At 63.3% G+C, this 23205-nt stretch carries 21 protein-coding genes; 13 read left to right on the top strand and 8 right to left on the bottom strand.

Features of this window, described 5'->3' with window-relative positions; all coding sequences use genetic code 11:
• Positions 1 to 3: 3 nt before the first annotated feature.
• From KIH45_RS04860 to KIH45_RS04845, 4 genes are read right to left on the bottom strand one after another with little or no spacing between them, the layout of a single operon-like run.
• Complete coding sequence (locus KIH45_RS04860) at positions 4 to 933, bottom strand: polysaccharide deacetylase family protein (protein WP_213174885.1); 930 nt, start codon at positions 931 to 933, stop codon at positions 4 to 6.
• Positions 933 to 1850, bottom strand: a complete 918-nt coding sequence (locus KIH45_RS04855) for a polysaccharide deacetylase family protein (RefSeq protein ID WP_213174884.1) — start codon at positions 1848 to 1850, stop codon at positions 933 to 935. Before KIH45_RS04855 ends, KIH45_RS04860 begins: the two co-directional genes overlap by 1 nt.
• Positions 1850 to 2527 carry an isochorismatase family protein gene (locus KIH45_RS04850; RefSeq protein ID WP_213174883.1) on the bottom strand — a complete coding sequence of 226 codons (678 nt, stop codon included), beginning with the start codon at positions 2525 to 2527 and terminating at the stop codon, positions 1850 to 1852. The genes KIH45_RS04855 and KIH45_RS04850 overlap by 1 nt, the downstream gene beginning before the upstream one ends.
• Positions 2524 to 3468 (bottom strand): hydroxymethylglutaryl-CoA lyase, encoded by a 945-nt coding sequence (locus KIH45_RS04845; protein WP_213174882.1) that lies wholly within the window; start codon positions 3466 to 3468, stop codon positions 2524 to 2526. Before KIH45_RS04845 ends, KIH45_RS04850 begins: the two co-directional genes overlap by 4 nt.
• Before the next feature lie 72 nt (positions 3469 to 3540).
• Between KIH45_RS04845 and KIH45_RS04840 the strand changes: the two genes are divergently transcribed.
• The 12 genes from KIH45_RS04840 (at position 3541) to KIH45_RS04785 (ending at position 16622) form a co-directional block, all read left to right on the top strand.
• Positions 3541 to 4641 (top strand): CaiB/BaiF CoA transferase family protein, encoded by a 1101-nt coding sequence (locus tag KIH45_RS04840; protein ID WP_213174881.1) that lies wholly within the window; start codon positions 3541 to 3543, stop codon positions 4639 to 4641.
• 176 nt (positions 4642 to 4817) lie between these two features.
• Entirely contained in the window at positions 4818 to 6236 is a 1419-nt protein-coding gene (locus KIH45_RS04835; protein ID WP_213174880.1) for a 3-isopropylmalate dehydratase large subunit, read from the top strand.
• A complete protein-coding gene (gene leuD, locus KIH45_RS04830) occupies positions 6233 to 6829 on the top strand; it encodes a 3-isopropylmalate dehydratase small subunit (protein WP_213174879.1) in 597 nt (198 codons plus the stop codon). Before KIH45_RS04835 ends, leuD begins: the two co-directional genes overlap by 4 nt.
• Entirely contained in the window at positions 6826 to 7668 is an 843-nt protein-coding gene (locus KIH45_RS04825; RefSeq protein ID WP_213174878.1) for an alpha/beta fold hydrolase, read from the top strand. Before leuD ends, KIH45_RS04825 begins: the two co-directional genes overlap by 4 nt.
• Positions 7668 to 8684 carry a phosphotransferase enzyme family protein gene (locus KIH45_RS04820; protein WP_213174877.1) on the top strand — a complete coding sequence of 339 codons (1017 nt, stop codon included), beginning with the start codon at positions 7668 to 7670 and terminating at the stop codon, positions 8682 to 8684. Before KIH45_RS04825 ends, KIH45_RS04820 begins: the two co-directional genes overlap by 1 nt.
• 22 nt (positions 8685 to 8706) lie before the next feature.
• The gene (locus KIH45_RS04815) at positions 8707 to 10035 is read left to right on the top strand and encodes an MFS transporter (RefSeq protein ID WP_213174876.1); all 1329 of its coding nucleotides are present in this window, start codon (positions 8707 to 8709) and stop codon (positions 10033 to 10035) included.
• The gene (locus KIH45_RS04810; RefSeq protein WP_213174875.1) at positions 10028 to 11332 is read left to right on the top strand and encodes a M24 family metallopeptidase; all 1305 of its coding nucleotides are present in this window, start codon (positions 10028 to 10030) and stop codon (positions 11330 to 11332) included. The genes KIH45_RS04815 and KIH45_RS04810 overlap by 8 nt, the downstream gene beginning before the upstream one ends.
• A 16-nt stretch (positions 11333 to 11348) precedes the next feature.
• Positions 11349 to 12242 (top strand): LLM class flavin-dependent oxidoreductase, encoded by an 894-nt coding sequence (locus KIH45_RS04805; RefSeq protein WP_213174874.1) that lies wholly within the window; start codon positions 11349 to 11351, stop codon positions 12240 to 12242.
• Positions 12239 to 13510: an NtaA/DmoA family FMN-dependent monooxygenase gene (locus KIH45_RS04800; protein WP_213174873.1), complete on the top strand. Its 1272-nt coding sequence runs from the start codon at positions 12239 to 12241 to the stop codon at positions 13508 to 13510. The genes KIH45_RS04805 and KIH45_RS04800 overlap by 4 nt, the downstream gene beginning before the upstream one ends.
• Complete coding sequence (locus tag KIH45_RS04795) at positions 13507 to 14361, top strand: alpha/beta fold hydrolase (RefSeq protein ID WP_213174872.1); 855 nt, start codon at positions 13507 to 13509, stop codon at positions 14359 to 14361. Before KIH45_RS04800 ends, KIH45_RS04795 begins: the two co-directional genes overlap by 4 nt.
• Positions 14358 to 15761: an MFS transporter gene (locus KIH45_RS04790; protein WP_213174871.1), complete on the top strand. Its 1404-nt coding sequence runs from the start codon at positions 14358 to 14360 to the stop codon at positions 15759 to 15761. The genes KIH45_RS04795 and KIH45_RS04790 overlap by 4 nt, the downstream gene beginning before the upstream one ends.
• Positions 15762 to 15851: 90 nt before the next feature.
• Positions 15852 to 16622, top strand: a complete 771-nt coding sequence (locus tag KIH45_RS04785; RefSeq protein ID WP_213174870.1) for a GntR family transcriptional regulator — start codon at positions 15852 to 15854, stop codon at positions 16620 to 16622.
• 77 nt (positions 16623 to 16699) lie between these two features.
• Here the strand turns inward: KIH45_RS04785 and KIH45_RS04780 are convergent, their stop codons facing one another.
• Genes KIH45_RS04780 through KIH45_RS04770 form a run of 3 tightly spaced genes read right to left on the bottom strand, consistent with a single transcriptional unit; the run spans position 16700 to position 20941 of the window.
• Positions 16700 to 18805, bottom strand: coding sequence for a TonB-dependent receptor (locus tag KIH45_RS04780; RefSeq protein ID WP_213174869.1), 2106 nt, complete (start codon positions 18803 to 18805; stop codon positions 16700 to 16702).
• Between the two features lie 46 nt (positions 18806 to 18851).
• The gene (locus KIH45_RS04775) at positions 18852 to 20114 is read right to left on the bottom strand and encodes an MFS transporter (protein WP_213174868.1); all 1263 of its coding nucleotides are present in this window, start codon (positions 20112 to 20114) and stop codon (positions 18852 to 18854) included.
• Positions 20111 to 20941, bottom strand: a complete 831-nt coding sequence (locus KIH45_RS04770; RefSeq protein WP_213174867.1) for an alpha/beta hydrolase — start codon at positions 20939 to 20941, stop codon at positions 20111 to 20113. Before KIH45_RS04770 ends, KIH45_RS04775 begins: the two co-directional genes overlap by 4 nt.
• A 267-nt stretch (positions 20942 to 21208) precedes the next feature.
• On the opposite strand from KIH45_RS04770, the gene KIH45_RS04765 reads away from it, so the two are divergent.
• Positions 21209 to 22033, top strand: coding sequence for an alpha/beta fold hydrolase (locus tag KIH45_RS04765; protein ID WP_213174866.1), 825 nt, complete (start codon positions 21209 to 21211; stop codon positions 22031 to 22033).
• Here KIH45_RS04765 and KIH45_RS04760 read toward each other — a convergent pair.
• On the bottom strand, positions 22006 to 23148 hold the full coding sequence (locus KIH45_RS04760; RefSeq protein WP_213174865.1) for an FAD-dependent monooxygenase: 1143 nt from the start codon (positions 23146 to 23148) through the stop codon (positions 22006 to 22008). The genes KIH45_RS04765 and KIH45_RS04760 overlap by 28 nt on opposite strands.
• Between the last annotated feature and the right edge of the window lie 57 nt (positions 23149 to 23205).

The raw sequence follows: 23205 nt of genomic DNA, 5'->3' as shown, positions 1-23205 counted from the left end.
CGGTTATCGGGGCAGTTGTTCGTCGGCGCTGGCAACAAGGCTGCCGGTCGTGGCGAACAGGGTGGTATCGCGCGCAGCCAGCCGCCCAATCAGCGCGTCGAGCGCGTCGATGCGGTAAGGCAGGCCGGTGATGTAGGGCGTGAGGTGCAGCGGCAGCATGCGCCCGCCGTGGGTCTCTGCTTCGCCTTCGAGCCAGTCGCAGGCGTCCTCGATCTGCGTCGCGTAAGAATCGATCGACTGCTGCGTGACGGTGATGATCTGTCGGTCCGACAGTTCGTGGTTCAGCGGCAGGTTGATGATCGAACCCGACTTGGTGGCAAAGCGATAGGGCAGTTCGTCGTTCACCCAGTCGAGCATGTATGCGATGCCCGCCTCGGCCAGAACGTCCGGCGTCTCAAACGCCTGCGAACGCGCGATCGACAGCCAGCCCTTGGGCCGCGTGCCGGATGCCGCCTCGATCTCGTCCAGCGAGGTCGTGACGATCTCGGCCTGACGTTCGGGCGAAACACCGCCAGCGATGGTCGCGTTCATGTCGGTAGCGTGGGCCACGATTTCGTGCCCTGCGTTCGTGACGCTTTCGACGATTTCCGGATAGCGCGTGGCAATCGCCGAATTCATCGCGATCGATGCCTTCACACCATGCTTCGCAAACGTATCGAGCAGGCGGAAGAGGCCTACCCGCGTACCATATTCGCGCGAGGTATAGTGGCGATAGTCGGGATAGGGCGTGACCATGTGGCCGGGCGCGCGGAACGGCTTGTCTTCCGGCAGGATCGGAAACCATTCAAGGCTGACAACGATCGGGATCGCCACGGCCTTGCCTTCGGGCCAGTTGATCGCGGGGCGCTGGGGCAGCGCGCTCCACTCGTAACGGTCATGATCCATGCCATGACGGCGCTTCGGGTATTCGAGATAGGATGCGTCGAGGGTCATCAGACGGCTCCCTCTTCCGCAGTGGCTTTGGCAGGGGCGGCCACGTTCGCAAGGTAATGGTCGGCGATGTCGCCCGAACGCGTGATCCATGCGCGGTCGTCCGCTGCGATGTGGCGCAGGACTTCCTCGAACGCCCCGATGCGGTGAGGCTGGCCGATCAGGTAGCTGTGCAGCGGAATGCACATCACCGTGCCGCCGTCCTCGCCCTCTGCCGCCAAGCGCTCGAACTGGCGGATGAGCGCATCGGCATATTCGCGCGGGCTCATGTTGTAGACGAAGAAGCCGTAGTGGTCGTTCACTTCCAGGCTGTAAGGCATGGAAAGAAGACGGCCCGACTTCACGTGGACCTCGCCCGGCTGATCGTCGTGATAAAGGTCGCAGGTATAGCTGAGGCCATATTCGGCGATCAGGTCCATCGTGCGCGGCGTGTGCGTAAGGGCAGGGGCAAGCCAGCCCTTGATCGTCTGGCCGGTCGCGTCGCGGACGGTCTTGATCGAATCCTCGATGATGGCGCGTTCCTGAGCCTCATCCATCCCGTAGGAATAGCGGGTGTTGTAGATGCCGTGGCTGAAGAACTCCCACCCGCGCTCATTCGCGTCGGCGACGACTTCGGGCACGTGCTGGCACAGTGCGACCGACAGGCTGACCGAACCGGGGAAGCCGTGCTTGGTCATGACATCCGCCATGCGCCAGTGGCCGACGCGGTTGGCATAGTCGCGATGGCCATAGCCGACGACATCGGGGTGCGGCTTCGCCCAACTCTTGCGGTGGGGATTGGCCGGCGGGTCGATTTCATAGAATTCGAGGTTTGGCGAAACCCACACCGCGACCTTCTTGTCACCCGGCCAGCGGATCGGCGCGCGATCGGGCCAGCGGCGGAAGTCGTAAAGGCCGGGATCGGGTGCGTTCTCCCGCATCAGCGCGCCTCCAGCCAGTCGATCACGGTCTGGACCGGCTCGACATCGGCATATTTAAGCTGAAGATCGGTGAGGTTCGCGAAGTGATAGCTCTCGTGCTTGTCGGCACAGGTCTCGATCGGGACGATCGTGCGATATCCGCGGCTGAGGCTGTCGACCGCGGTCGCGCGCACGCATCCCGAGGTAGAGCCGCCGGTCACGACGACGGTGTCGACTTTGTGCCAGACCAGCAGGCTCTGCAGCGGCGTTTCGAAGAACGCGCTGGGCATACGCTTGGTATAAACCGTGTCGGCGGGATCGATCTCGCAGCGTTCGTCGAATTCGTGACGGCGCGAATCGTACTTGATGTTCTGCAGGCTGTCGGGCGTGTCGGTGCGCGTGCCCCATACGCCTGCATCGCTGGCGTCGTCGGCAAAGGCGACGTGGGTCCAGATCACCGGCATGCCGCGTTCACGGGCCAGGCGCGAGATCGTGTTGGTATATTCGATCTGGCGCGGATCGGTTTCGTACGCGGTCTTGAATTCGTCGATCCGGGTATAGGCGTTCTGGAAGTCAACGTTCACGATAGCCAGCTTCTCGCCAAAGCCGAACTTGGCGCGGGCGGGGTTGGCCATGACGTCTTCGAAGATCTGGCGCGCGGTGCGGTCGTCCCGAACCATGTGAGTACCGATTGTCATGCCGCCAGTTCCGCCTTTCCGGTGTGTTGAGTGAAGCCCTTGGGCAGGCCCGCATCCGTAACGAAGCCGTAGAGCGGTTCGCCCGGAAGGGCCGCCTCTACAATTGACCGGACTGCGAACAGCTTGTCGAGATCGACGCCGGTCTCGATGCCCATCGCCTCCAGCATGAAGGCAAGGTCCTCGGTCACGATATTGCCGCTGGCACCGGGCGCGAACGGACAGCCGCCAAGCCCGCCAAGCGATGCGTCGATCGTGTCGAGCCCCGATTCGAGCGCGGCCAGAACGTTTGCAAGGCCAAGCCCGCGGGTGTTGTGCAGATGAATACCGGTAAGGCGGTCGTCACCGACGACGCCGCGAACCAGCTTGACCAGATGGCGCACCGATGAAGGATCGGCGTAACCGGTCGTATCGCTAAGCCCGACCTCGTCGCATCCGGCATCCATCAAGCGTTCGGCCAGCGAAGCGATCTGTGCATCGGGAATGGCACCTTCCAGCGTGCAACCAAAGGCCGTCGACAAAGAGCCTTCGAAATGCGGGCGCTGATCTTCGGGCAGCTCCTTAATCATGCCAACGATCTTGCCGGCTTCTTCGATCACCTGGTCATGCGTGCGGCGCAAGTTGCGCAGCGAGTGCGTTTCGGAAACCGAAAGCGGCAGGGTCAGCTTGTGCGCGCCGGCGGCGATCGCATCGGATGCGCCGCGGGCATTGGGCACCAGCACCGCAACCGTCAGGCCCGGAATGGTGCGGGCATAGGAAACAATCTCGGCAGTATCCGCCAGTTGGGGAAGAAGCTTGGCCGGAACGAAGCTTCCGACCTCGATTTCGCGGATTCCCGCGTCTGCTTCGGCCTTTATCCAGGCCTTCTTCGCATCGGTCGACATGGTGGCGGAAACGTTTTGAAGCCCGTCACGGGGCCCGACTTCGCTGATCAGAACGCGCAAGAAATATTCTCCGTGGACTATTTGTCATATCCATATATCAATTAGGAAATGCTGTCGAGTACGGAGCAACTGATGTCGCAACGCGAACTCCCCCTTGCCGGGATCGAAGTCATCGAATTCACGCACATGGTCATGGGGCCCACTGTCGGCCTCGTATTGGCCGATCTGGGGGCCACGGTTACCCGTATCGAGCCGCCGGGCGGGGATCGTACGCGCCGCCTGCTGGGTTCGGGCGCAGGCTATTTCCCTATGTACAATCGCAACAAGGGCTCGGTCGTGCTCGACCTCAAGAGTGAGGAGGGCCTCGCCGAAGCGCGCTCCATGTGCCTGTCCGCCGACGTCGTGATCGAGAACTTTCGCCCCGGTACGCTCGACCGGCTCGGCCTTTCCTATGAGCAGCTGAAGGTCGACAATCCCGGCCTGATCTTCTGTTCGGCCAAGGGCTTCCTGACCGGCCCTTATGAACATCGCGCGGCGCTGGACGAAGTGGCGCAGATGATGGGCGGCCTTGCCTACATGACCGGCCCTCCGGGACGTCCGCTGCGCGCGGGCGCATCGGTGATCGACGTTACCGGCGGCATGTTCGGCGCGATTGGCATCCTCGCCGCGCTTGAGCGGCGCCACCGCGACGGTGAGGGCGCCTACGTGAAGTGTGCATTGTTCGAGACGACGGCGTTCCTTGTCGGTCAGCACATGGCGCAAAAGGCGGTCACGGGTAACGCGGCGCGCCCGATGCCGGTGCGCGTCTCGGCCTGGGCGATCTACGACGTGTTCGAGACTGCGAACGCGGACGAACAGGTCTTCGTCGGGGTGGTCAGCGATTCGCAGTGGCAGGCATTCTGCAAGGCGTTCGGGCTGGACGATCTGCTCGCCAACCCGGACCTTGAAACCAACAACCAGCGGGTCGAGCGGCGCGATGAATTCCTGCCGCACATCCGCGAAATGCTGGGCGCGATGACGCGCGAGGAACTGCTCGCCAAAGTCGAGGAAATCGGCCTGCCCTACGCCCCGATCATGCGGCCGGAAGACATGTTCGACGATCCGCAGCTCAATGCGGGCGGCTTGCTCGAAGTCACGATGCCAGACGGGACTCGCGCTGCGCTTCCGGGACTGCCGATTGAATTTGACGGTGAACGTCTGCCGCTGCGCCACGACCTCGCGTCGCTGGACTGATCGAGTCTCCACTCTGCGGGCAAAGGAGATTTGCCCTGCAGTGTGGGATCTGTGTCGGGATGGTGATAAATCACGCTAAATCAGGTGTTTGTTACGATTTTTCGAGCCATGATGCGTGACTTGCCGATGACAGAAACAGCTTCCCTTAAATGATATAGTCTTATACCAATTAACTCATGACATTTTCGTTCCCTTCCTCACCGCGAACGCTGTTCCAGAAAATCTGGGACGGCCACGTGGTTGACGGCGGAACGGATGCCCTTGTCGCGATCGACCGGATCTGGCTGCACGAACGGACGGGCGGGGTCGCATTGACCAGCCTCGCCGAATCCGGCCGTACCATCGCCGAGCCTGCGAATGTCTTCGTGACGCTTGACCATGTCGTCGACACGCTGCCGGGCCGGACCGACGAGACGATCATGCCGACCGGTTCGGAATTCATCCGCGTGACCCGCGATGCGGCGCTGGCGGCGGGCCTGACTTTCTTCGACCTCGATGACGAACGTCAGGGAATCATCCATGTGATTTCGCCGGAGCAAGGCGTCGTCCTGCCCGGTGTCACGCTGGTCTGCCCCGACAGTCATACCTGCACGCAGGGCGCTTTCGGCGCGCTCGCCTGGGGCATTGGGTCGACGGAGGCGGAGCACGCGCTGGCGACGATGACACTGAACCTCGTCCGGCCGCAGACGATGCGCATTTCGGTCGGCGGAGTGCTGGGCGGCGACGTTCAGGCGAAGGACCTTGCGCTCTACGTCATCTCGCAGATCGGCTCTGCCGGTGCGCGCGGCCACGTGATCGAATTTGCGGGCTCCGCTATCGAGGCGCTGTCGATCGAAGGGCGCATGACCCTTTGCAACATGGCCGCGGAAATGGGCGCTTTTTCGGCCATCATCGCGCCGGATGCGAAAGTTTTCGAATACCTCAATGGCCGTCCATATGCGCCCAAGGGTTCCGACTGGGATGCCGCGCTGGAAAGCTGGCAGGACCTGAGCAGCGACGATGGCGCGACGTTCGATGCAGAGTTCGCTTTCGATGCTGCAGACGTCGCCCCGATGGTCAGCTGGGGCACCAATCCTCAGCAAAGCGCCCCGTTCGGCCTCGCGCCCGCGTCGGGCAAGGCCGCGGACGGCGATGCCCGCTCGCTCGATTACATGGACGTCTCGGCGAACCAGCCGGTCGCCGGTCTGCCGATCGGCGGGGCTTTCATCGGTTCGTGCACCAACGCCCGTTTCGAAGATCTCGAGATCGCCGCGCGCGTGCTCAAGGGCCGCAAAGTGGCTGACGGTGTCCGCGCGATCTGCGTGCCCGGATCGGGCGGTGTGAAGCGCCGCGCCGAAGATGCGGGGATTGACCTCGTTTTTCGCGAGGCCGGTTTCGAATGGCGCGAACCGGGCTGTTCGATGTGCTTCTTCGTTGGTGGCGAATCATTCGGGGAAGGGGAGCGGGTCATCTCCTCCACCAACCGCAATTTCGAGAACCGCCAAGGCGCGGGCACCCGTACGCACATTGCCTCGCCTGCCAGCGTCGCAGCGTCGGCCGTGCTGGGTCGGATCGCCAGCGTGCGCGAACTCGAAGAGCTGGAGGCCGTGCGATGAACGCCTTCACGACAGTCACTTCGCGCGCGGTTCCGCTGATCCGTGACGATATCGATACCGACATCATCATTCCGTCCCGCGAAATCCGTTCGGTGACCAAGAAAGGGCTGGCCAAGGGTCTTTTCGCAGGCTGGCGTTATGACGCCGGCTACGAGCCGAAGCCCGACTTCGTGCTCAACCGTCCCGAATATGCGGGTGCGCAGATCCTGCTGGGCGGTGCGAATTTCGGTTGCGGGTCCAGCCGTGAACAGGCCGTCTGGGCGCTGGCCGAGCACGGCTTTCGCGTGATCGTCGCGCCTTCGTTCAATCCAATTTTCCGCCGCAATTGCGTGCGCAACTTCGTCCTGCCCGCGATTGCCGATCCGGTGCCGATGGCGAAAGTCGATGGTCCGCTGCATGTCGACCTTGCCGCCCGCACGATCAGCGGCGGTGACCAGACCTGGACTTTCGAAATCGACGAAGGTTCTGCCGAAGTGCTGGCGAGCGGTCTCGATGAAATCGGGCGTACAATGCTGTCGGCGGACAAGATCGGTGCGTGGCGTGCGAAAGACCGTGCGTCACGTCCGTGGATCTATCTGGAGAACCGAGCATGAGCATCGCGATCAAGCGCGCCTACGCCGAAGGGCGTTATGGCCAGATCCACTATCGCCATGCCGGTGAGCCGGGCGATAATGCGCCTGTCCTGCTTCTGCACCAGAACCCGTCTTCGTCTTTCGAATACGAACCGCTGATGCGCGAACTGGCGAAGGACCGCCAGGTCATCGCACTCGACACGCCGGGTTACGGCATGTCCGACGCTCCGCCCGAACCGCTCTCCATGGCGGATTACACCGCCGCGCTTGCCGATGCCTTGCCCGAGGCTGGACTGCCGGAAGGCCGCGCGTTCGACGTTTACGGTTTTCACACCGGCGCGCTGCTGGCCATCGAAATGGCACTTTTGCTGCCCGGTCAGGTGCGGCAAGTTGCCGTCACCGGCCTTCCGATGCGCACCGATGAAGAGCGCGCGGAGCTGCTCGCCAAGGCGAAAAATGCACCTGCGCTGGACGAAAGCGGCGACGTTGCTCTTACCATGGGCCGAGGCTTGTGGGACTATGTCGTGGGCGCGCGCAAGCCGGGCCTTTCGCTCGACCGCTATGGCGCGCTGTGGATGGACAAGTTCCGCGCGCTCGACCGGTCGTCGTGGGCCTATGTCGGCGTGTGGAGCTACGACTTTGAACGCCTGCGCGGTGTGACGCAGCCCGCCATGCTGATCCAGCCGGCCGAAAGCCTGCGCGATGTTTCCATCGAGGCGATCCGCCTCGTTCCCAATCACGTCATTGCCGAACTGCCCGATCTCGATCGGGACGTCCTTGACCTGCCCGAGGGCGTGACCGCCATTGCCTCGGCCATGCGGGACTTCTTCGGCCAACCGTTTCTCGAGGAGCAAAACTGATGAGTGCTGTCGATACCCCTAGCCGTCCGCAGGAAAAGCTGACCGTCGCCAAGATCAGCCACTCGGTCGTCGATCCTCATTTCATGAATGAAGAGATCGCCCGCCGGTACGACATCGAAGGCCCGCTGAGCACCTTCCTGCTCTATCGCGGCATGAACGACGTGTACCTCGTGCAGGGCAAGAATGAGCGTTTCGCCGTTCGCGTCTGGCGCAAGACCTACCGCGATGTCGACGAAGTCAGCTACGAGCTCGATTTCCTCGATTTCCTGCGTGAAAAGGGCTTCCCGGCATCGGTCGCCATTCGTGACCGTGAAAACCAGCTCTACTTCAAGCTCGACACGCCCGAAGGCGACCGCGCCGTGGCTGCCTATACCTGGGCACCGGGCAAGAAGTTCGGCGATATGCTGAGTGTCGAGACCGCAGAACGCATCGGCGCGAAGTTTGCCGAAATGCATCTGCTGGGCCTTGAGTACCAGGGCGACAAGCCCTTCACGCTCGACAACGTCCTGCGCTTTGATGAAACGGTCCCGGCCCTGCTGGACTTCGTCTACGACCGTCCGGACGACCTGCACGATTATCGCACGATCGCCGAACGTCTTCCCGCCAAGATGGAAGAGCTGTTCAAGGCCGGTGTGCCGATGAGCATCTGTCACTGCGACTTCCACCCCAGCAACGTCCACGTTGACGAGAAGGGCACGATCACCTTTCTCGACTTCGACGGCGCGGGCGAAGATTTCATGATGCAGGACGTCAAGAACTTCGTCTGGGGCAACCTGTTCTACGGCTTTGACGACGCCATCGGCACCGGGTTCGAGCGTGGCTATGAAACCGTCCGCCCCTTCACCGATGCGGAGAAAGAAAACGGCGAACTGTTCCTGATGCTGAAGGCCTTCCGCCTCGTGGCCGGTATGGCCAAGGCTTCGGAAGCTGTCGGTCGCGGTACCCTGCGTTTCCGCAACCTCGATTGGCTTGGCAACTACATCAAGACGCGCGCCCGTCCGCTGGGCCTGCTCTGATCTGATGGAAGCGAGCCCGACCATGCCCGATACCCACCAGTATCCGCCGCGCTGGCAAGCGTGGCTGACGGTCGGGCTCCTCTTCCTCGCCTCGATCGTATCGGTGATCGACAGGACGTTGCTGTCCATCGTCGTCGATCCGGTCAAGGCGGACCTGGGCATCAGCGATGTCCAGATCGGTCTTCTGCAGGGACTGGCGTTCGGCCTGTTCTACGCGACGATGGGCCTGTGGCTCGGGCTGGTCGCGGACCGGACCAATCGCCGCAACCTCATCATCATCGGCATCGTGCTGTGGAGCCTTGCCACGATCGGTGGCGGCCTTGCACAGAACTTCGGCGAATTCTTCCTCTCGCGCATGCTTGTCGGGCTGGGCGAGGCATCGCTGGCCCCGGCGGCGATCTCGCTGATCGCGGACCTTTTCCCTGCCGGCAAGCGTGGACGGCCCATCGGCTTCTACCTGATGGGACAGGCGGTCGCGAACGGCCTGTCGCTGTGGATCGCGGGGCTTTTGCTGGGCGCTGCAGCAGACGGCGCGTTCGATCACATCGCCGTGCTGGAACAGCTAAGCCCGTGGCGTATCGTCTTCGTCATCTGTGGTCTTGCCGGTTCGCTGGTCGGTTTTGCGTTCTTCACGACGAAAGAGCCCAAGCGCCCTGTCGCGCCTGCCGCGGTGCCGGTGCGCGAACAGCTTCGCAAGGCGTTCGGCTATCTCCTTTCAAACCGCACCCGCTACCTTGGGCTCTATCTCGGTTTCGCGGTATTCTTCCTCGGCATCTACGGATCGGGCCTTTGGAACATCGTCATGGTCTCGCGCCAGTTCGACATGGACCCGGCGGCGGTATCCCTGATCTTCGGACCGATCGCGATCGGCTTCGGCCTCGTTGGACCGATGCTTGGCGGTTCGCTGGTTGACTGGATCGTCAATCGCCACGGGACCAACGGCCTGCTGGTCATGCTGGCGATCGTGCCCTTCCTCGCGATCCCGTCTGCCTCGGCGGTCATGGCGCCCAACGCCAACCTCGCCATCATCCTGTGCGCGTCGCAGGCCGGTGTCGCCGCCGTCGTCGGCAGCGCGACGCTCGCCTACCTCCAGTCGGCCATGCCGTCCGACATGCGCGGGCTTTCGGTGTCGCTGACCGGCCTTCTCAATACGATCGTCGGCCATGCGCTTGGCCCGATGCTGGTCGCTATCGTGACCGAAGACATCATCGGCGACCACAATGCTGTGGGCTGGGGTATCTTCTGGATCGCGGTCCCGTCCTTCATCGCATCGGCCATGCTCTATGGTTGGGCAGCACGCCGCAATCGCGGAAAAACGGACGTTCCTCTTGGAGTCACTGCAGATGTTTGAAGATCCGATCATGGCGAACGACGATGCCCTGCTGAAGGCATTGTCGCAGGAAGGGCCGATGAACCTGCCCCGCGCCTATGAGGTGATGGAGCGCTTCGGCATCGACGGCCTGGTCCTTGGCGACCCGCTCAACGTCTATCACGTGCTGGGCTACTACCCGCAGATCGGCCTGACCCGCTGGGGTCAGCCGCCGACGACTTTCGCGATCCTGAGCCGCGATCCGGCGAAAAAGCCCGCGATCGTGACTTCGCACTTCATCTACTATTACAGCTTTGCCGACGGCGGTTCGCGCGGCGACATCCCGGCCTTCCTGTTCGAGGCATCGGCCAATACGGGCGAGGCGAAGCAGGTCGAAGCGAACCCGATGTTCTTCGCCAACCCGACCGGCGATCCGCTGACTTCGGTCGAGAGCCGTCGCCGCAGCGAAACCGATCGTGTTCTGGCGACACACCACCTCTATTCCGAAGCGGGCGGGGCACTCGTCGCCGCGATGCGCGAAATGGGCATCTGGAACGGCACCATCGCGGCTGACCACCAGGTCGTGTCCGCGGTCAGCGAGACATATGATCGCCCCGGCCGCACGATCGACGCGGACAACATCCTTCGCTGGATCCGCATCGTGAAGTCGCCGCTGGAAATCGAACTGATGAAGCGCGGTGCTGCGGCCAATACCGCTGCGGTCGATGCCGTCGTCGCATCGGTGCGGGCAGGGGCGGGCTACCGCGACTTGCGCCGCCTGTTCGATGTCGAAGCGGCCAAGCGCGGTAACAAGTCGGTGTTCATGACGATCGACCGCGTGTCATCGCAGCTTCCCACCGACGATGCCGTCATCGACGGCCAGTCGCTGTTCATCGATGGCGTCAGCCACTTCCAGTACTATCACGGCGACTATGCCCGCACCGTCTTCGTGGGCGAGGGGACGACCGCCGCGAAGAAGGAAGCCGCCGCCGCCGTCAGCGGTTGGGAAGCCATTCGCGAACAGCTTCGCCCCGGTATGCCTTTCGCGCAGATTTCCGAAATCGGACAGCAGGCCCTGGCCAAGACCGGCGCCGACAGCCTTGTCACTTTCGGGCCGCACAGCGTTGGTCTGATGCACACCGACGAACCGGGTCTCGACCTCGGCGGGTTCTATTCCAAGGAGCAACTGCTGCTGGAAGAGAACATGGTCCTGTCGGTCGACTGCCCGTCGTTGGCCACCGGCATCGGCGGATCGATCCATATCGAGGATCTGGTGCTGATCACGCCCGACGGTGCCGTTCCGATCCACCCGATTTCAAATCACGTCATCACAGTCTGATCCAAGGGAGCACACCATGTTCTTGTCCATGTGTCTCGATATTGCCGGCGCCGGACCCGGCGGTGAGACTATCTCGGCCTTCAAGCAGCGCGCTGCCGCCATCGAGGCGGCGGAGCCGGACGTCGTGATCCTCGCGGCCGAAGGCGATGACGGCGCGATCCTGCCGCCGAAGCTGGAAGCGCTGGTCGACAGTTCGTGGATTACGGGCACCCTGCGCACGCCCTGCGTCGTTGCCGGTCTTCCCGCAGGGCACGCCGTGCCCTTCCACGTCGCACGTGCCCTCTCGGCGGTCGACTTCCTAAGCGCAGGCCGCGTTGGCTGGATGCCGATTGCCACGAACGGCGCGGAATTCGACGGAGCCTATGGCGAAACGCGCGACGATGCCGATCTGGTTGCCCGCACCGACGATTTCATCCTTGCCACGCAGGCCCTTTGGGACAGCTGGGACGAGGACGCGCTGATCATCGACAAGCAGTCGGGCGAATACCTCGACAGCACGAAGGTCCGCCGCGTCGATTATCGCGGCAAGTTCTACAGCACGATGGGCCCGCTCAACGCTGCGCGCCCGCCGCAGGGCTATCCGGTCCTCGTCCGTGACGTCGATACCGTCAGCGGAGCCGAGACCAAGGCCGATATCGCGATCGGTACGGTTGCCTCGCTGGCCGGCGATGACGCTGGTATCAAGCTGATCCGCGTCGATGCTTCCGATGCCGCTGCGCTGGCCGATGCCAAGGCGGCAGTTGCCGCTGGCACGGCCAATGGTCTGCACCTTACCGGTCCGGCCGCTCTCGACGCGTTGACCGCGCTGCGGGCAGAAGCGGCAAAGCCCGCTGCTTCGGCCAAGACCGCGCGACAGTCTCTGGGCCTCGACAAGCCCGCGAATGCCTATGTTGAAGGAGCCCTCTCGTGAGCAAGGAAGCAAACGGCCGCGTCCACCTCTGGGCCTTTCTGCAGGGCATCGGCTTCTTCCCCGGTGGCTGGCGCGACGATAAGGCGCAGCCTGCCAGCGTGTTCGAGCGCGAATATTACGAGCGCGTCGCCCGTATGGTCGACGACGCCTGTTTCGACGCCATCGTTTTCGGTGACCAGCTGCAGGGCCGCGACGCCGCAGGCCGCACGCCGGGCCGCCTCGCGATCCCGACGCTCGATCCGTTCAGCCTTCTGGCCGCGATGGGTTCGGTGACGAAGCATGTCGGCCTGGTGGCCACGGTCAGCACGACTTATGCCGAACCGGCCGAAGTCGCCGCCAAATTCGCATCGCTGAACTATGTTACCGATGGCCGTGCTGGCTGGAACATCGTGACCACCGCGCACCCCAATTCGTCGTGGAACTTCGGCGAGGACGAGCTTCTCGAAAAGTCGCTTCGTTACAAGCGCGCTGCCGGTTTCGTCGATACGGCCAGCCACCACTGGCAGGCCGCTGCCGGCAAGGCCGAGGGCGCGTACAAGAACGACTGGTTCGAGATCGAGAACCCGCTCACCATGCCGACTTCGCCGCAGGAGCGTCCTGTCTTCGTGCAGGCCGGTCAGTCCGAGGACGGCCGCGAGTTTGCAGCGTCCTGCGCCGAGGCGATCTTCTGCCCTGCGCCGACGATCGAGGCAGGCAAGGAATTCCGCGACGACATGCGCCGCCGCGCTGCCGAAAAGGGCCGCAACCCCGATGAACTGATCATCATGCCGGGTCTGGCCTTCGTCCTTGGTGAAACCGAGGAAGCGGCCAAGGCCAAGCATGAACGCATGATCGAACTGGCCGATGTGCCGCTATGCATCGAATATCTCAGTGAATCGATTGGTTACGACCTGACGGTGCATGACCCCGACGGCCCGATCCCGATCGAAGAGATCTGCGCGACCTGCGAATTCCCGGCAGGGATGATCCGCGGGATGCTGACCCCCAGCGTGGAAGCCGGCAAGACGCTGGGCGAACACTGCCGCGAATATGCGACCAAACCGCGCGGACACGCTATCTTCGTGGGCACACCCGAACAGATGGCCGACCGTATCGAGACCTGGATCGACGCCGGGGCCTGCGACGGCTTTACGCTGCAGCCGGGCTTCATGCCGAACGAGCTCGAACTGTTCTGCCAGCAGGTCGTTCCGCTGCTTCAGGAGCGCGGCCTGCTGCGCAAATCCTACCAGGGCACAACGCTGCGCGACCACCTGGGTATCGCGGCGTGATTGCCTCGGGCGGAGAGGCCGAACGCCGTTTCGTTCGTATTGCCGAAGGTCAAGTTCACCTTCGGTCGGTGCAGGGGGACGATAATTCCCCCCCTATCTTCCTCCTGCACGCCTCTCCGTCCTCTTCGCGGTTCATGGTGCCGCTGGCCGCGGCCATATGCGAAGCGACAGGCCGGACTGTCCATGCCCCCGATACGCTTGGCAACGGGGATTCCCCTGCGCCCGTCGGCGACGAGCCCGACATCGCCTATTTTGCGGACAGCGTAGTGCGCCTTGCCGATGCGATGGGCATCGACAAGTTCGCCGTCTACGGATCGCACACCGGTGCCCGCATCGCCTGCGAACTGGCTGCGGCCTTTCCCGACAGGATCGAGGCCACGTTCCTCGACGGGATCAAGGAGTACGAAGACGACCTTCGCGAAAAGGTCATCGAAAACTACGCGCCGCAGGTGAAGCCCGACGACCATGGCACGCACATGGTCTGGGCGTTCCACTTCGTACGCGATCAGGCGATCTATTTCCCGCACTTCATGCGCGATCCTGAACACCGGCTGCCCGGTTTCATGCCGCCTGCGCAGATCCTGCACGAAGCGGCGATCGACGTGCTCAAGACGCTGGATACTTACGCCAAGCCCTACATTGCTGCTTTCCGCTACCGTGCGACGGAGCGCCTGTCCGACATCAAGGGGCCGGTCCTGTTCATGAAGGCGGAACGCGAACTGGCGGTCCTGAACGAAGCGGTCGACAAGCTCGCCGCGCTCGTTCCCGCCGGCACCACGGTTGAAGTTGCATCTGCCCCCCAGGACAAGGCCCGGGCCATCGCCCGGTTCCTTCAGGAGACGCATTCATGAACGCACGGCCCCTAAATCCCGACGGGTCGAGCGACCCGAAGCTTCCGCTTTCGGTCTGTCTCGGTTTCGGCATCGGCACGATCGGCGTCTCGATCATGCTCAACACGGTCACGGCCTATTTCCCGGCCTTCATGTCGACCGTGCTGGGCAAGAACACCGAGATCGCCGGCTACCTGCTGATGCTTTCCAAGCTTTACGACGCTTTCGCAGACGTCGTGATCGGGATGATGAGCGACCGCACGCGTTCGCGCTGGGGCCGGCGCCGTCCCTATCTTCTGGTCGGCGCGCTGGTTTCGGCGATCTCGTTCCTGATGATCTTCTCTCCGCCCCAGATCGGGCAGGATCACATCGCGATCTACATGTTTATCGCGCTGGTCATCTATTCGACTGGCTATTCGCTGTTCAACGTCCCCTACATGGCGATGCCGTCGGAGATGACGGGGTCCAAGTACCAGCGATCGCGATTGCTGTCGTTCCGCACGGTGTTCGTGTCGATCGGCCAGACGCTGGCGATGGCGGGCACGGCATTCCTGATCGACATCGGCGGCGGTGACGAACGCGGCTATATGATCATGGGCTGGACGATGGCGCTGATCATCCTGTCGGCCATGGTCATCTCGTTCTTCGGCACATCAAAGGCGCCGCATATCGAGGTGTCGGAAGAAAAGCCGACGCTGACGCTGGAATCGCTTAAACTGATGTGGGCGAACAAACCCTTCATGCTCATCGTAGGTGCCAAGATCTTCCAGTTCCTGGCCTTTGCCAGCATGGCGACGACCAGCCTGCTGTTCAAACTCAACGTCCTGCTCGTCGGCTATACCGGCCAGATGCAGCTTGCGCTGGCGCAGAACATCGCGTCTGCCATCTCTATGCCGTTCTGGCTCTGGATGGAACGGCAGATGGGCAAGCGGAACGCCTACATGGTGGGCCTGTTCACGATGGCCATCGGATCGCTCAGCTGGCTTGTCGCGGATGAGAGCATAACCGTCTTCGGCATCGTCTGGCGCGGCGCGCTGGCGGGTTGGGGCGCGGGCGGTATGATCCTGCTGTCGATCTCGATGTTCGCCGACACGCTGGCCCACGATCGCGAGGTGACCGGGCTGCGCCGTGAGGGCCTCCTGTCCAGCGTGATCGCAGTGGTCGAGAAGACGACCTTCGCATTGGGCGTTGCCGCGGTGGGCATCTACCTCAGCTGGGCGAACTATGTGCCCACGACCGGCGGCCAGATCATCGAACAGCCCGAAACGGCCGTGAATGCACTTTACATAAGCTTCGCGATCCTTCCGGTCTTCTTCTTTGCTTGCAATGCCTTGTGCATCAGCTTCTACAAGATCGGCGGACGCTATCCGCAAGCGACCACGCCTGTCGTGGACGAACCGGAACAGGAGCCGATTGCCTGATCGGCGATATCAACAGCGCGGGCCGGATGCAGTGTTGCAGCCGGCCCGTCCATCATTGAAGGATAGCATCTGCATGGGGGAGCAAGACGCTTGAGAAAACACGCGGCGAGAGTTCAGCGGGCGGCCGCCCTTCCGCTTTACTACCAGATCTTTTCGGCCCTTCGGGACCAGATTCTGTCGGGCGATTTGCCCTATGGCGCGAACGTCCCGACAGAGCATGAGATCGTGGACCGGTTCGAAGTTTCCCGCATCACTGCCCGCCGTGCCATGCGCGAACTGGCCGAAAGCGGGCTTGTCGAACGCCGCCGCAGGGTTGGTACCCGGGTCATCTATCGCATGCCCGAACCCACCGGCGGTGACGGGCGTGAAAGAGCCATCGACACTCTCATCGCCTTCGGCCGCGAAACCAGTGTCGAACTGGTCGACTACGGAACGGTCGAAGCAACGCCCGAAGAAGCAGCAACGCTGAAAGTCGGGGCAGGTGATCAGATCGTCCGCGCGGTTCGTATGCGATCCATCCGCGAAGTACCGCTGGGCATCATCGAAAGCATCCTGCCGATCGAGGCGCTGGATTGGGTCAGCGAGGACAAGCTTCGCACCGAACCGCTGCTCCAGCTTCTGCGCGGTACCGGCAAGGGCATCACCGCAGGCCAGCAGGTCGTGTCCGCCGTAGCCGCCAGCCCGGAAATTTCCGCGCGCCTCGGCCTTGAACCGCGTGCGCCCGTCATGCGGATCGAGCGTCTCGTCCTGGATGAGAACCAGCAGCCGGTGGCGCGCACCATCGCGATCTACCGCGGTGATCGCTATCGCCTCGCGCTTGATCCAGACGCGGTGCCGCACCCTCACGTATCCATCGCCTGAGCATTGCTCTGGCCCTATTGAAAGAGCCGGTCGCCCCACGGGGCGACCGGCTCTCTTTTTATCAGGTTCCGATCAGGTCAGAACGAGTAGCGTGCCGTCGCCAGCCAGGTGCGCGGATCGATGATGAAGCGCGGGTTGATGACCGAGAAGCCGAAGCCTGTCTGCCAGCCTTCTTCCTGAAGCAGGTTCTTGCCCGCGACCTGGAAGTTCCACGGGCCGGTCTCGTAACCGAGGTACGCGTTCACCAGCTCGATCGGTTCGACCGCGCCGATGGCTGCGTTGTCCGGCGTTGAGTAGTAGAAGTCTCGGCGGTTGAAATCGCCACCCAGCTTCACTTCGCCGTCGCCAAGGTCGAAGGCATAATCGAAGCCGACCGTGAACTCGTAGTCCGGCAGCGAGGGCGGCTCGTTCGCCAGCAGCGATCCGATCGAGGAATCGGTGCTGGTGTACTTGCCGTCGTTCAGCGCGCCATTGCCCCAGATCTGCAGGCCCATGACCGGGCGCCACGCGAACTCGAGCTCGATACCCTTGATCTCAACGTCGTAGTTTTCGATCAGGAAGCCGCCGTCGCCAAGGTTCACCGTCTGCTGACGGTCCTTGATGTCGTTCCAGAAGCCGGCAAGCGTGAAACGCAGCGTGCGGCCGATGTCGCCCTTGATGCCCGCTTCGTAAGCACGGGTGATTTGCGGGCGGAAAGGCGCGGCGAGCTGGTCTGCGGTAGAGGCTAGGCCGTTGTAACCGCCTGCCTTGAAGCCTTCGGAGAACGAGGCATAGAGCAGGACGTCCGGCGTCACCTTGTAGTTCACGCCAAGCTTGGGCGTGAACCGTTCCCAGCTTGCGCTGTTGACGGCGGGCAGGACGCCTATCGTCGCGTCGAGGTCCTTGTCCTCGATCGTGTAGCGACCGCCGCCTACAAGCGCGAGGCTGTCAGTGACGTTGAGCGTGAGCTGGCCATAGCCCGCCCATGCGTCAGTAGTCGCATTGAACACCGTCTGCGACGGGGCGAAGAAGATGTTGGAATCGATGACCTGCGTCGCGCTTTCGTGGAAGAAGAACACGCCTGCCACGTAGTCCAGCGCGCCGATCGAGCCTGCGCCCTGCAGTTCCTGGCTGAACTGCCACTGGTCTGCGACCGCGCCGCGTTCGAACAGGGCAAGCGCCGTGCCGTCGGGCATGCCGAGGAACGTCGGCGGGACGCCGCCAGAGAAGTCGATGAACCACGAATCCTCAAGGTCGGAATAGGCCGTGATCGATTTCAGAGCGCCGCCCGGATACTCGGCCTCGAGCGTCAGCGAGGTGCCCCACTGCTTCACGTCGGTCGACGACATGTCGGGCGACAGGACGGTCCGGTAATCACCCGAAACCGGCACGATCTCGCCAGAGGTGTCGACCATGGTGTTGCTGGCGTAGAGACCCTCGCTCGACAGGTCGAGGTAGAAGACATTCAGGCGTCCCTGCACCACGTCACCCTTGTAGGCGAGGTCGAACTGGCCGCCGTGGAAGTCCTCTTCGCCGACGTCCTTGTCCAGCGTTTCGTTGTACCACTTGCCGCCGTCACGGCCGCGGATCATGCCGTTGACCGAGAAAGCCCATTCGCCATCATCGGTGAGGGGGACCGAGAGGTAGCCCTTCAACCGGCGCTCGTTCCATGAACCGTAGCCGACCTGCACCGTGCCGGTCAGTTCGTCGGCGGGCGTCTTGGTGATGATGTTGATCGCACCGGCCGACGAGTTGCGTCCGTAAAGCACGCCCTGCGGCCCGCGAAGCACTTCGATCCGTTCGATTTCGGCAAAGTCGACAAGCGCGGCCTGAAGGCGCGAGTTGTAGACATCATTGGTGTAGAGCGCGACTTCGGATTCCGACAGGACGAAGGCGCTGTCCGTCACGCCGCCGCCGCGGATGTAGGCCTTGAGGCCCGCCGACCCGCCGGTCACGCCATCAAGCTTCACGTTCGGCGAAAGGCGCGCAATGTCGGTCGGCGACAGGATCTGGCGCGTTTCGATCTCTTCGGACGTGATGGCCGTGACGCTGACCGGAACGTCCTGCAGACGCTGATCGGTACGCTGGGCCGAGACAACGATTTCGTCGAAACCGTAATCGTCATCGTCCTGTGCATGCGCGGTCAGGGGGAATGAAGCAAAAGTACAGGCAAGCAGTAACGAGCGCGTAGATAGCATTTTCATGGGGGACCTCCCTGTGGTCAGCGTGACGTCTTGTGTCCTTGGCCGTTCAGCCTCCCGACGTCTGAGGAGTGCGCTCCCAATCGGGATAGCGGCCTAATGCGAGAAGAGAGCAGCCGCCCAGCGCCATCAGGACTGCCGCCAGGTAAAGGACGGGCTGATAGCTGCCGGTGGCATCGCGAACGGCGGCAAAGGCGGTGGAGCCGATGCCGGCGGCAAGGGCGAAACCGGCCCATTGCCACGCATAAATGCGGCCATAGCTGCGCATGCCGAAGTACCGGGCGCAGATGAACGCGACGAGATCGAATTCGGCGCCGCCTGCAAGACCAACCAGAGCGGCGGCAAGACCGGGCGCGATGTCGTTGGCCAGAAGCACGCAGGCAAGGCTGGGCACGGCAAGCAGCATCACCGCGACGAGCGGGGCCCAGATGCGGTCGAGCAGGAAGCCTGCCAGCAGCCGCCCGACGATGACCATTGCGCCAAGGATGCTGGCATAAAAGGCGGCATCGGCCACGCCTGCTTCCTGCAGCATCGGCACGAGGTTGGGGATCGATCCGCCGATGCCGAACGAGATCAACGCGAAAGCGGCAAGGATGACCCAGAAGCGATAACCGCGCAGCGCCTGCGCGAAAGTCAGACCGGGTTCGACAACGGGCGCGCCTTCGGACGTAGGCGCGGCGGCGGGGCGGACGTGGAACAGCAGGAACGTCGTCGGCACCGCGACCACCAGAACGGCGGCGGCCATAGCGAAGTATCCGACGCGCCAGCCGAACAGGTCGATCACATGGCCGACCAGCGGCGGCGCAATGATGGCGGTAATCCCGCTACCCGAAAGTGCGATGCCCAGCGCCGTGCCGCGCCCTTGCGAGAACCAGGCCGCGATCCCGCGCGACCATGTTAGCGGCGTCGTGCCGATGGCCATTGCCGCCATCAGGAACCATGCGGCTTTCCATAGTGTAGGATTGCTGCCCTGAAGCCCCAGTATGGCCAGACCCGCGGCCAGACCGAGTTGTCCGGCCAGCGCAACCGCGCGAGCACCGAAACGGTCGATTGCCCAGCCGGTCAGGCCCGCCACCAGAACGGTCGCGATCATCGAGAACAGCAGGCCGGACTGGATATCCGCCCGCGTCCAGCCAAGGTCCGCGCCCATCGGTCCGGCAAATACGCCAAGCGTGTAGAAGGGCAAGGCGGACAGCCCGAACGTCACCCCGACGAGCGAGGCGACGAGGACTTTCCAGCCGCCCGATTGCATTTCGCGGACAAGGCCGCCTTCGCCATGAGGTTCCGACATCGTGGGGGCAATCGTCGTCATGAAACCTCCGAAGACAGGAATTCGGTGATGCAGGCGGCAGAGGCCGAGCGGTTGCTTTCGTCGCCCGGCACTTCGGCAAGCTGGCCGTTGGAAAGGCAGTCGAGCGCCTTGCGCGTGGCTGCGGCCAGCGTGTCCGATTGCGGAACGAGGCAGAGCGTCCGGTGCGGGACCTGCGCCAGCATGGCTTCGGTCGGGTAGGTGAAGGCGGCACGGTAGGCGGCGGGCAGGACCGCGGACGCCTTCAGCACTTCCTTCACGAAGGTGAACAGCACGTCCGCAGGCGGCAGTCCGCCGCCGCGGGCGGCTTTGGCCGAGTGGTCGTACCAGGGGTAGAACAGGAACTGGTCGCGGCAGAAGTTGTGCGCACGAAGCAGGTGCGTGCCGTCGTGGTCGGGTTCGATCACGGGGGCGTAACGCGCCGCGAACTCTTCCGCCGTGGCAGTGTCGAAAATCGGGACGCCATCGATGATCAGGCGGCGGACGCGACCGGGGTGGCGGGCGGCGATCTCTATCGCGACGCAGGCGCCGGTATGCGTGCCGTAAAGGTCGACGGGACGATCGCCATGCGCTTCGATCAGGGCAAGAACGTCGCTCGCCATCGCCGCGATGGTCAGAGGTTCAGGCTCCGCCTCGCTGTCTCCCAGACCCGACAGATCTGGTGCGACGAGGTGCCTGTCGCCAAGCGCTTCCATCAGCGGAACCAGTTGCAGGGACGAGCCCGGCAGGAGGTGGAGCATGAAGAGTGTCGGCGTGTCGCCCGCTTTGCCGCTTTCGCGATAATGGATCTGCCGGTCGGCCAGATCGTGGAAGCGGCGGCGGACGGTCAACCTTGCGATCCGTCTGCGAAAGGGTGCGGGCAGATCGGCGGAACTTTCGCGCCCTGCATGACACCGCCCGTCGTCTTCCGCGACGCGATGATGTCATCAAGATCGAGTACCAAGTACCGCAATTGCCGGACCTCCCTCTGGTCGGAACCGGCTTAAGGATGCATGGCACCGCGCAGGACGAAGCGGCCTTGCTGAAAATTATTCGCAGGTCGGAGAGTTCCTGCAGAATTGCCCGTTTTGCATTCGTCACGCGATAATTTGCAACGCATGACAAAGTCGCAGAAATCCGCGCTTCGCAAAGGCTATGCCGACGTTTCGGATGGCCAGATCCACTATCATGAGCGGGAGGGTACGGACCCTCCGATCGTGTTCCTGCATCAGACGGCGAGCAGTGCGGGAAGCTTCGATCCGCTGCTTCGCGCGCTGGATTGCAAGAATCGCCTGATTGCTCTCGATACCCCCGGATTCGGCGGTTCATTCGATCCGGATGGGGAGCCGATGCTGGGCGATTATGCGCGCTGGGCGCTTGATGCCCTCAACGTTCTGGGGGTGGAGCGGGCCCACTTGTTCGGCCATCACACCGGGGCAAGCCTTGCGGTCGAAATGGCAAGGATGGAGCCTTCTCGCGGAATATCGATCATGCTCGCCGGGCCGGTCTTCATGACCGATGCGGAGCGGGCCGAATTCGAAGCCGGTTACCGCGATGCGATCGCGCCTGAACGGTCAGGTGCACACCTCCAGACAAACTGGGACTACGCGGCGAAATACAATCCCGATTGTCCGGTCGAGATACTGCACGGCGAAGTCGTTTCGATGCTACGTGCGTGGCGCGGTCGGGCGCAAGCCTATCTGGCCGTGGCGCGGCATGACACGGCAGAGGCGGCCAACGGGCTGGACTTGCCGGTCCTGCTGCTGACGTCACCTGACGACTTCTTCCACGAGATGCTGGGCAGGGCGGTCGACCTGTTCCCCGACGCCACCGCCGCGACGACGGCGGGTGGCAACTTCCAGGCGACTGCCGACCCCGAAGGCGTCGCCGCTGCGGTCGAGCACTTCCTGACCGATCAGAGCGGCACCGCCACCGGGTCATGACCGAAAATCTCGGGGCTGAGCATCGGCGACTTTTCCGGCAGATCGCCCGATTTGGCCTTGGCGAATGCCTCTGCTTGCTTGCGAGAAGCCGCATGGATCATGGCTGCACGCGGGCGGCGGGCGGCTTCGTATCTGTCGAACGCTTCATCTGTGGGGAACGAAGACAGCGCTCGCCCCAGCACGACGGCGTCTTCGATCGCGAGGCCAGCGCCAAAGGCGAGAAAGGGCAGGATCGGATGCGCCGCATCGCCAAGGAGAGCGACGCGGCCTGAATGCCAGCGGGGCACGACCGGCCTGTCGAACAGGCCCCAACGGTAAAGTCCGACATCTCCCGCCATGGCGACGAGGGCGCGCGCGTCTGGATGCGCGGTCGCGAAGATTGCGTCGAGCGCCGCGGGATCGCCCCGTTCGCTCCAGCCTTCGGCGGCCCATTCGTCGCTGCGGGTAATCGCGACGCAATTCAGCAAATTGCCTTGGCCGACGGTATAACAGGTCAGCGAAGCATCGGGCCCGGCAGTGATCGTGGCGCCATGCCCCGCCATATGCAGCAAGGTCGCAGCGTCTGCAGGCAACATGAAGCGCCACGCGACGTAGCCCGTGAACTCGGGCGCGGCTTCGCCGAAGACGGCGTCTCTCACGACAGAGCGTGCGCCGTCCGCACCGAACAGCAAGCTGCCCGCGATCTCGCGCCCGTCGTCCATCGTTGCGGATACGCCACTTGCGGATTGCTCGACGCCGGAAAGTCTAGATCCGGTGAGAACCTCGAAGTCGAGATGTTTCTCTGCAGCATCCAGCAGCAGCGCATGAAGGTCTGCGCGGGAGATGCGGCGTGTGTCGGACAAGTGCTTCACTGCGGCCATCGTGGTGCCCGCGTTACCGGTGCTCCAGTCGCGCAGCACCGGCGGCGATCCCGGTTCGGCCAGCCGGGCAAGGCCGTCTTCCAACCCTAGCCACGCCAGCGCCTTGCACGCGCTTGGCGACAAGGTGATGCCTGCGCCGACGGGTGAGAATGCGCTCGCCTGTTCGCACAGCGTAACGCGGCGTCCATCTTTCAGGAGAGCGAGGCTGAGAGCCAGTCCGGCAATCCCGCCGCCGATTACGATCATCCGGTCCATGCGACATTGGCGCCGACCGCCGCCGCGCACACCATCGGCTATGCCCCTTCTGCCCGC

The sequence above is a fragment of the Croceicoccus gelatinilyticus genome (genome assembly GCF_018398395.1).
GTDB classification, from domain to species: Bacteria; Pseudomonadota; Alphaproteobacteria; order Sphingomonadales; family Sphingomonadaceae; genus Croceicoccus; species Croceicoccus gelatinilyticus.
Note: the sequence above shows the minus strand (reverse complement) of the source record. Positions and strands in the feature narration are given on the sequence as shown.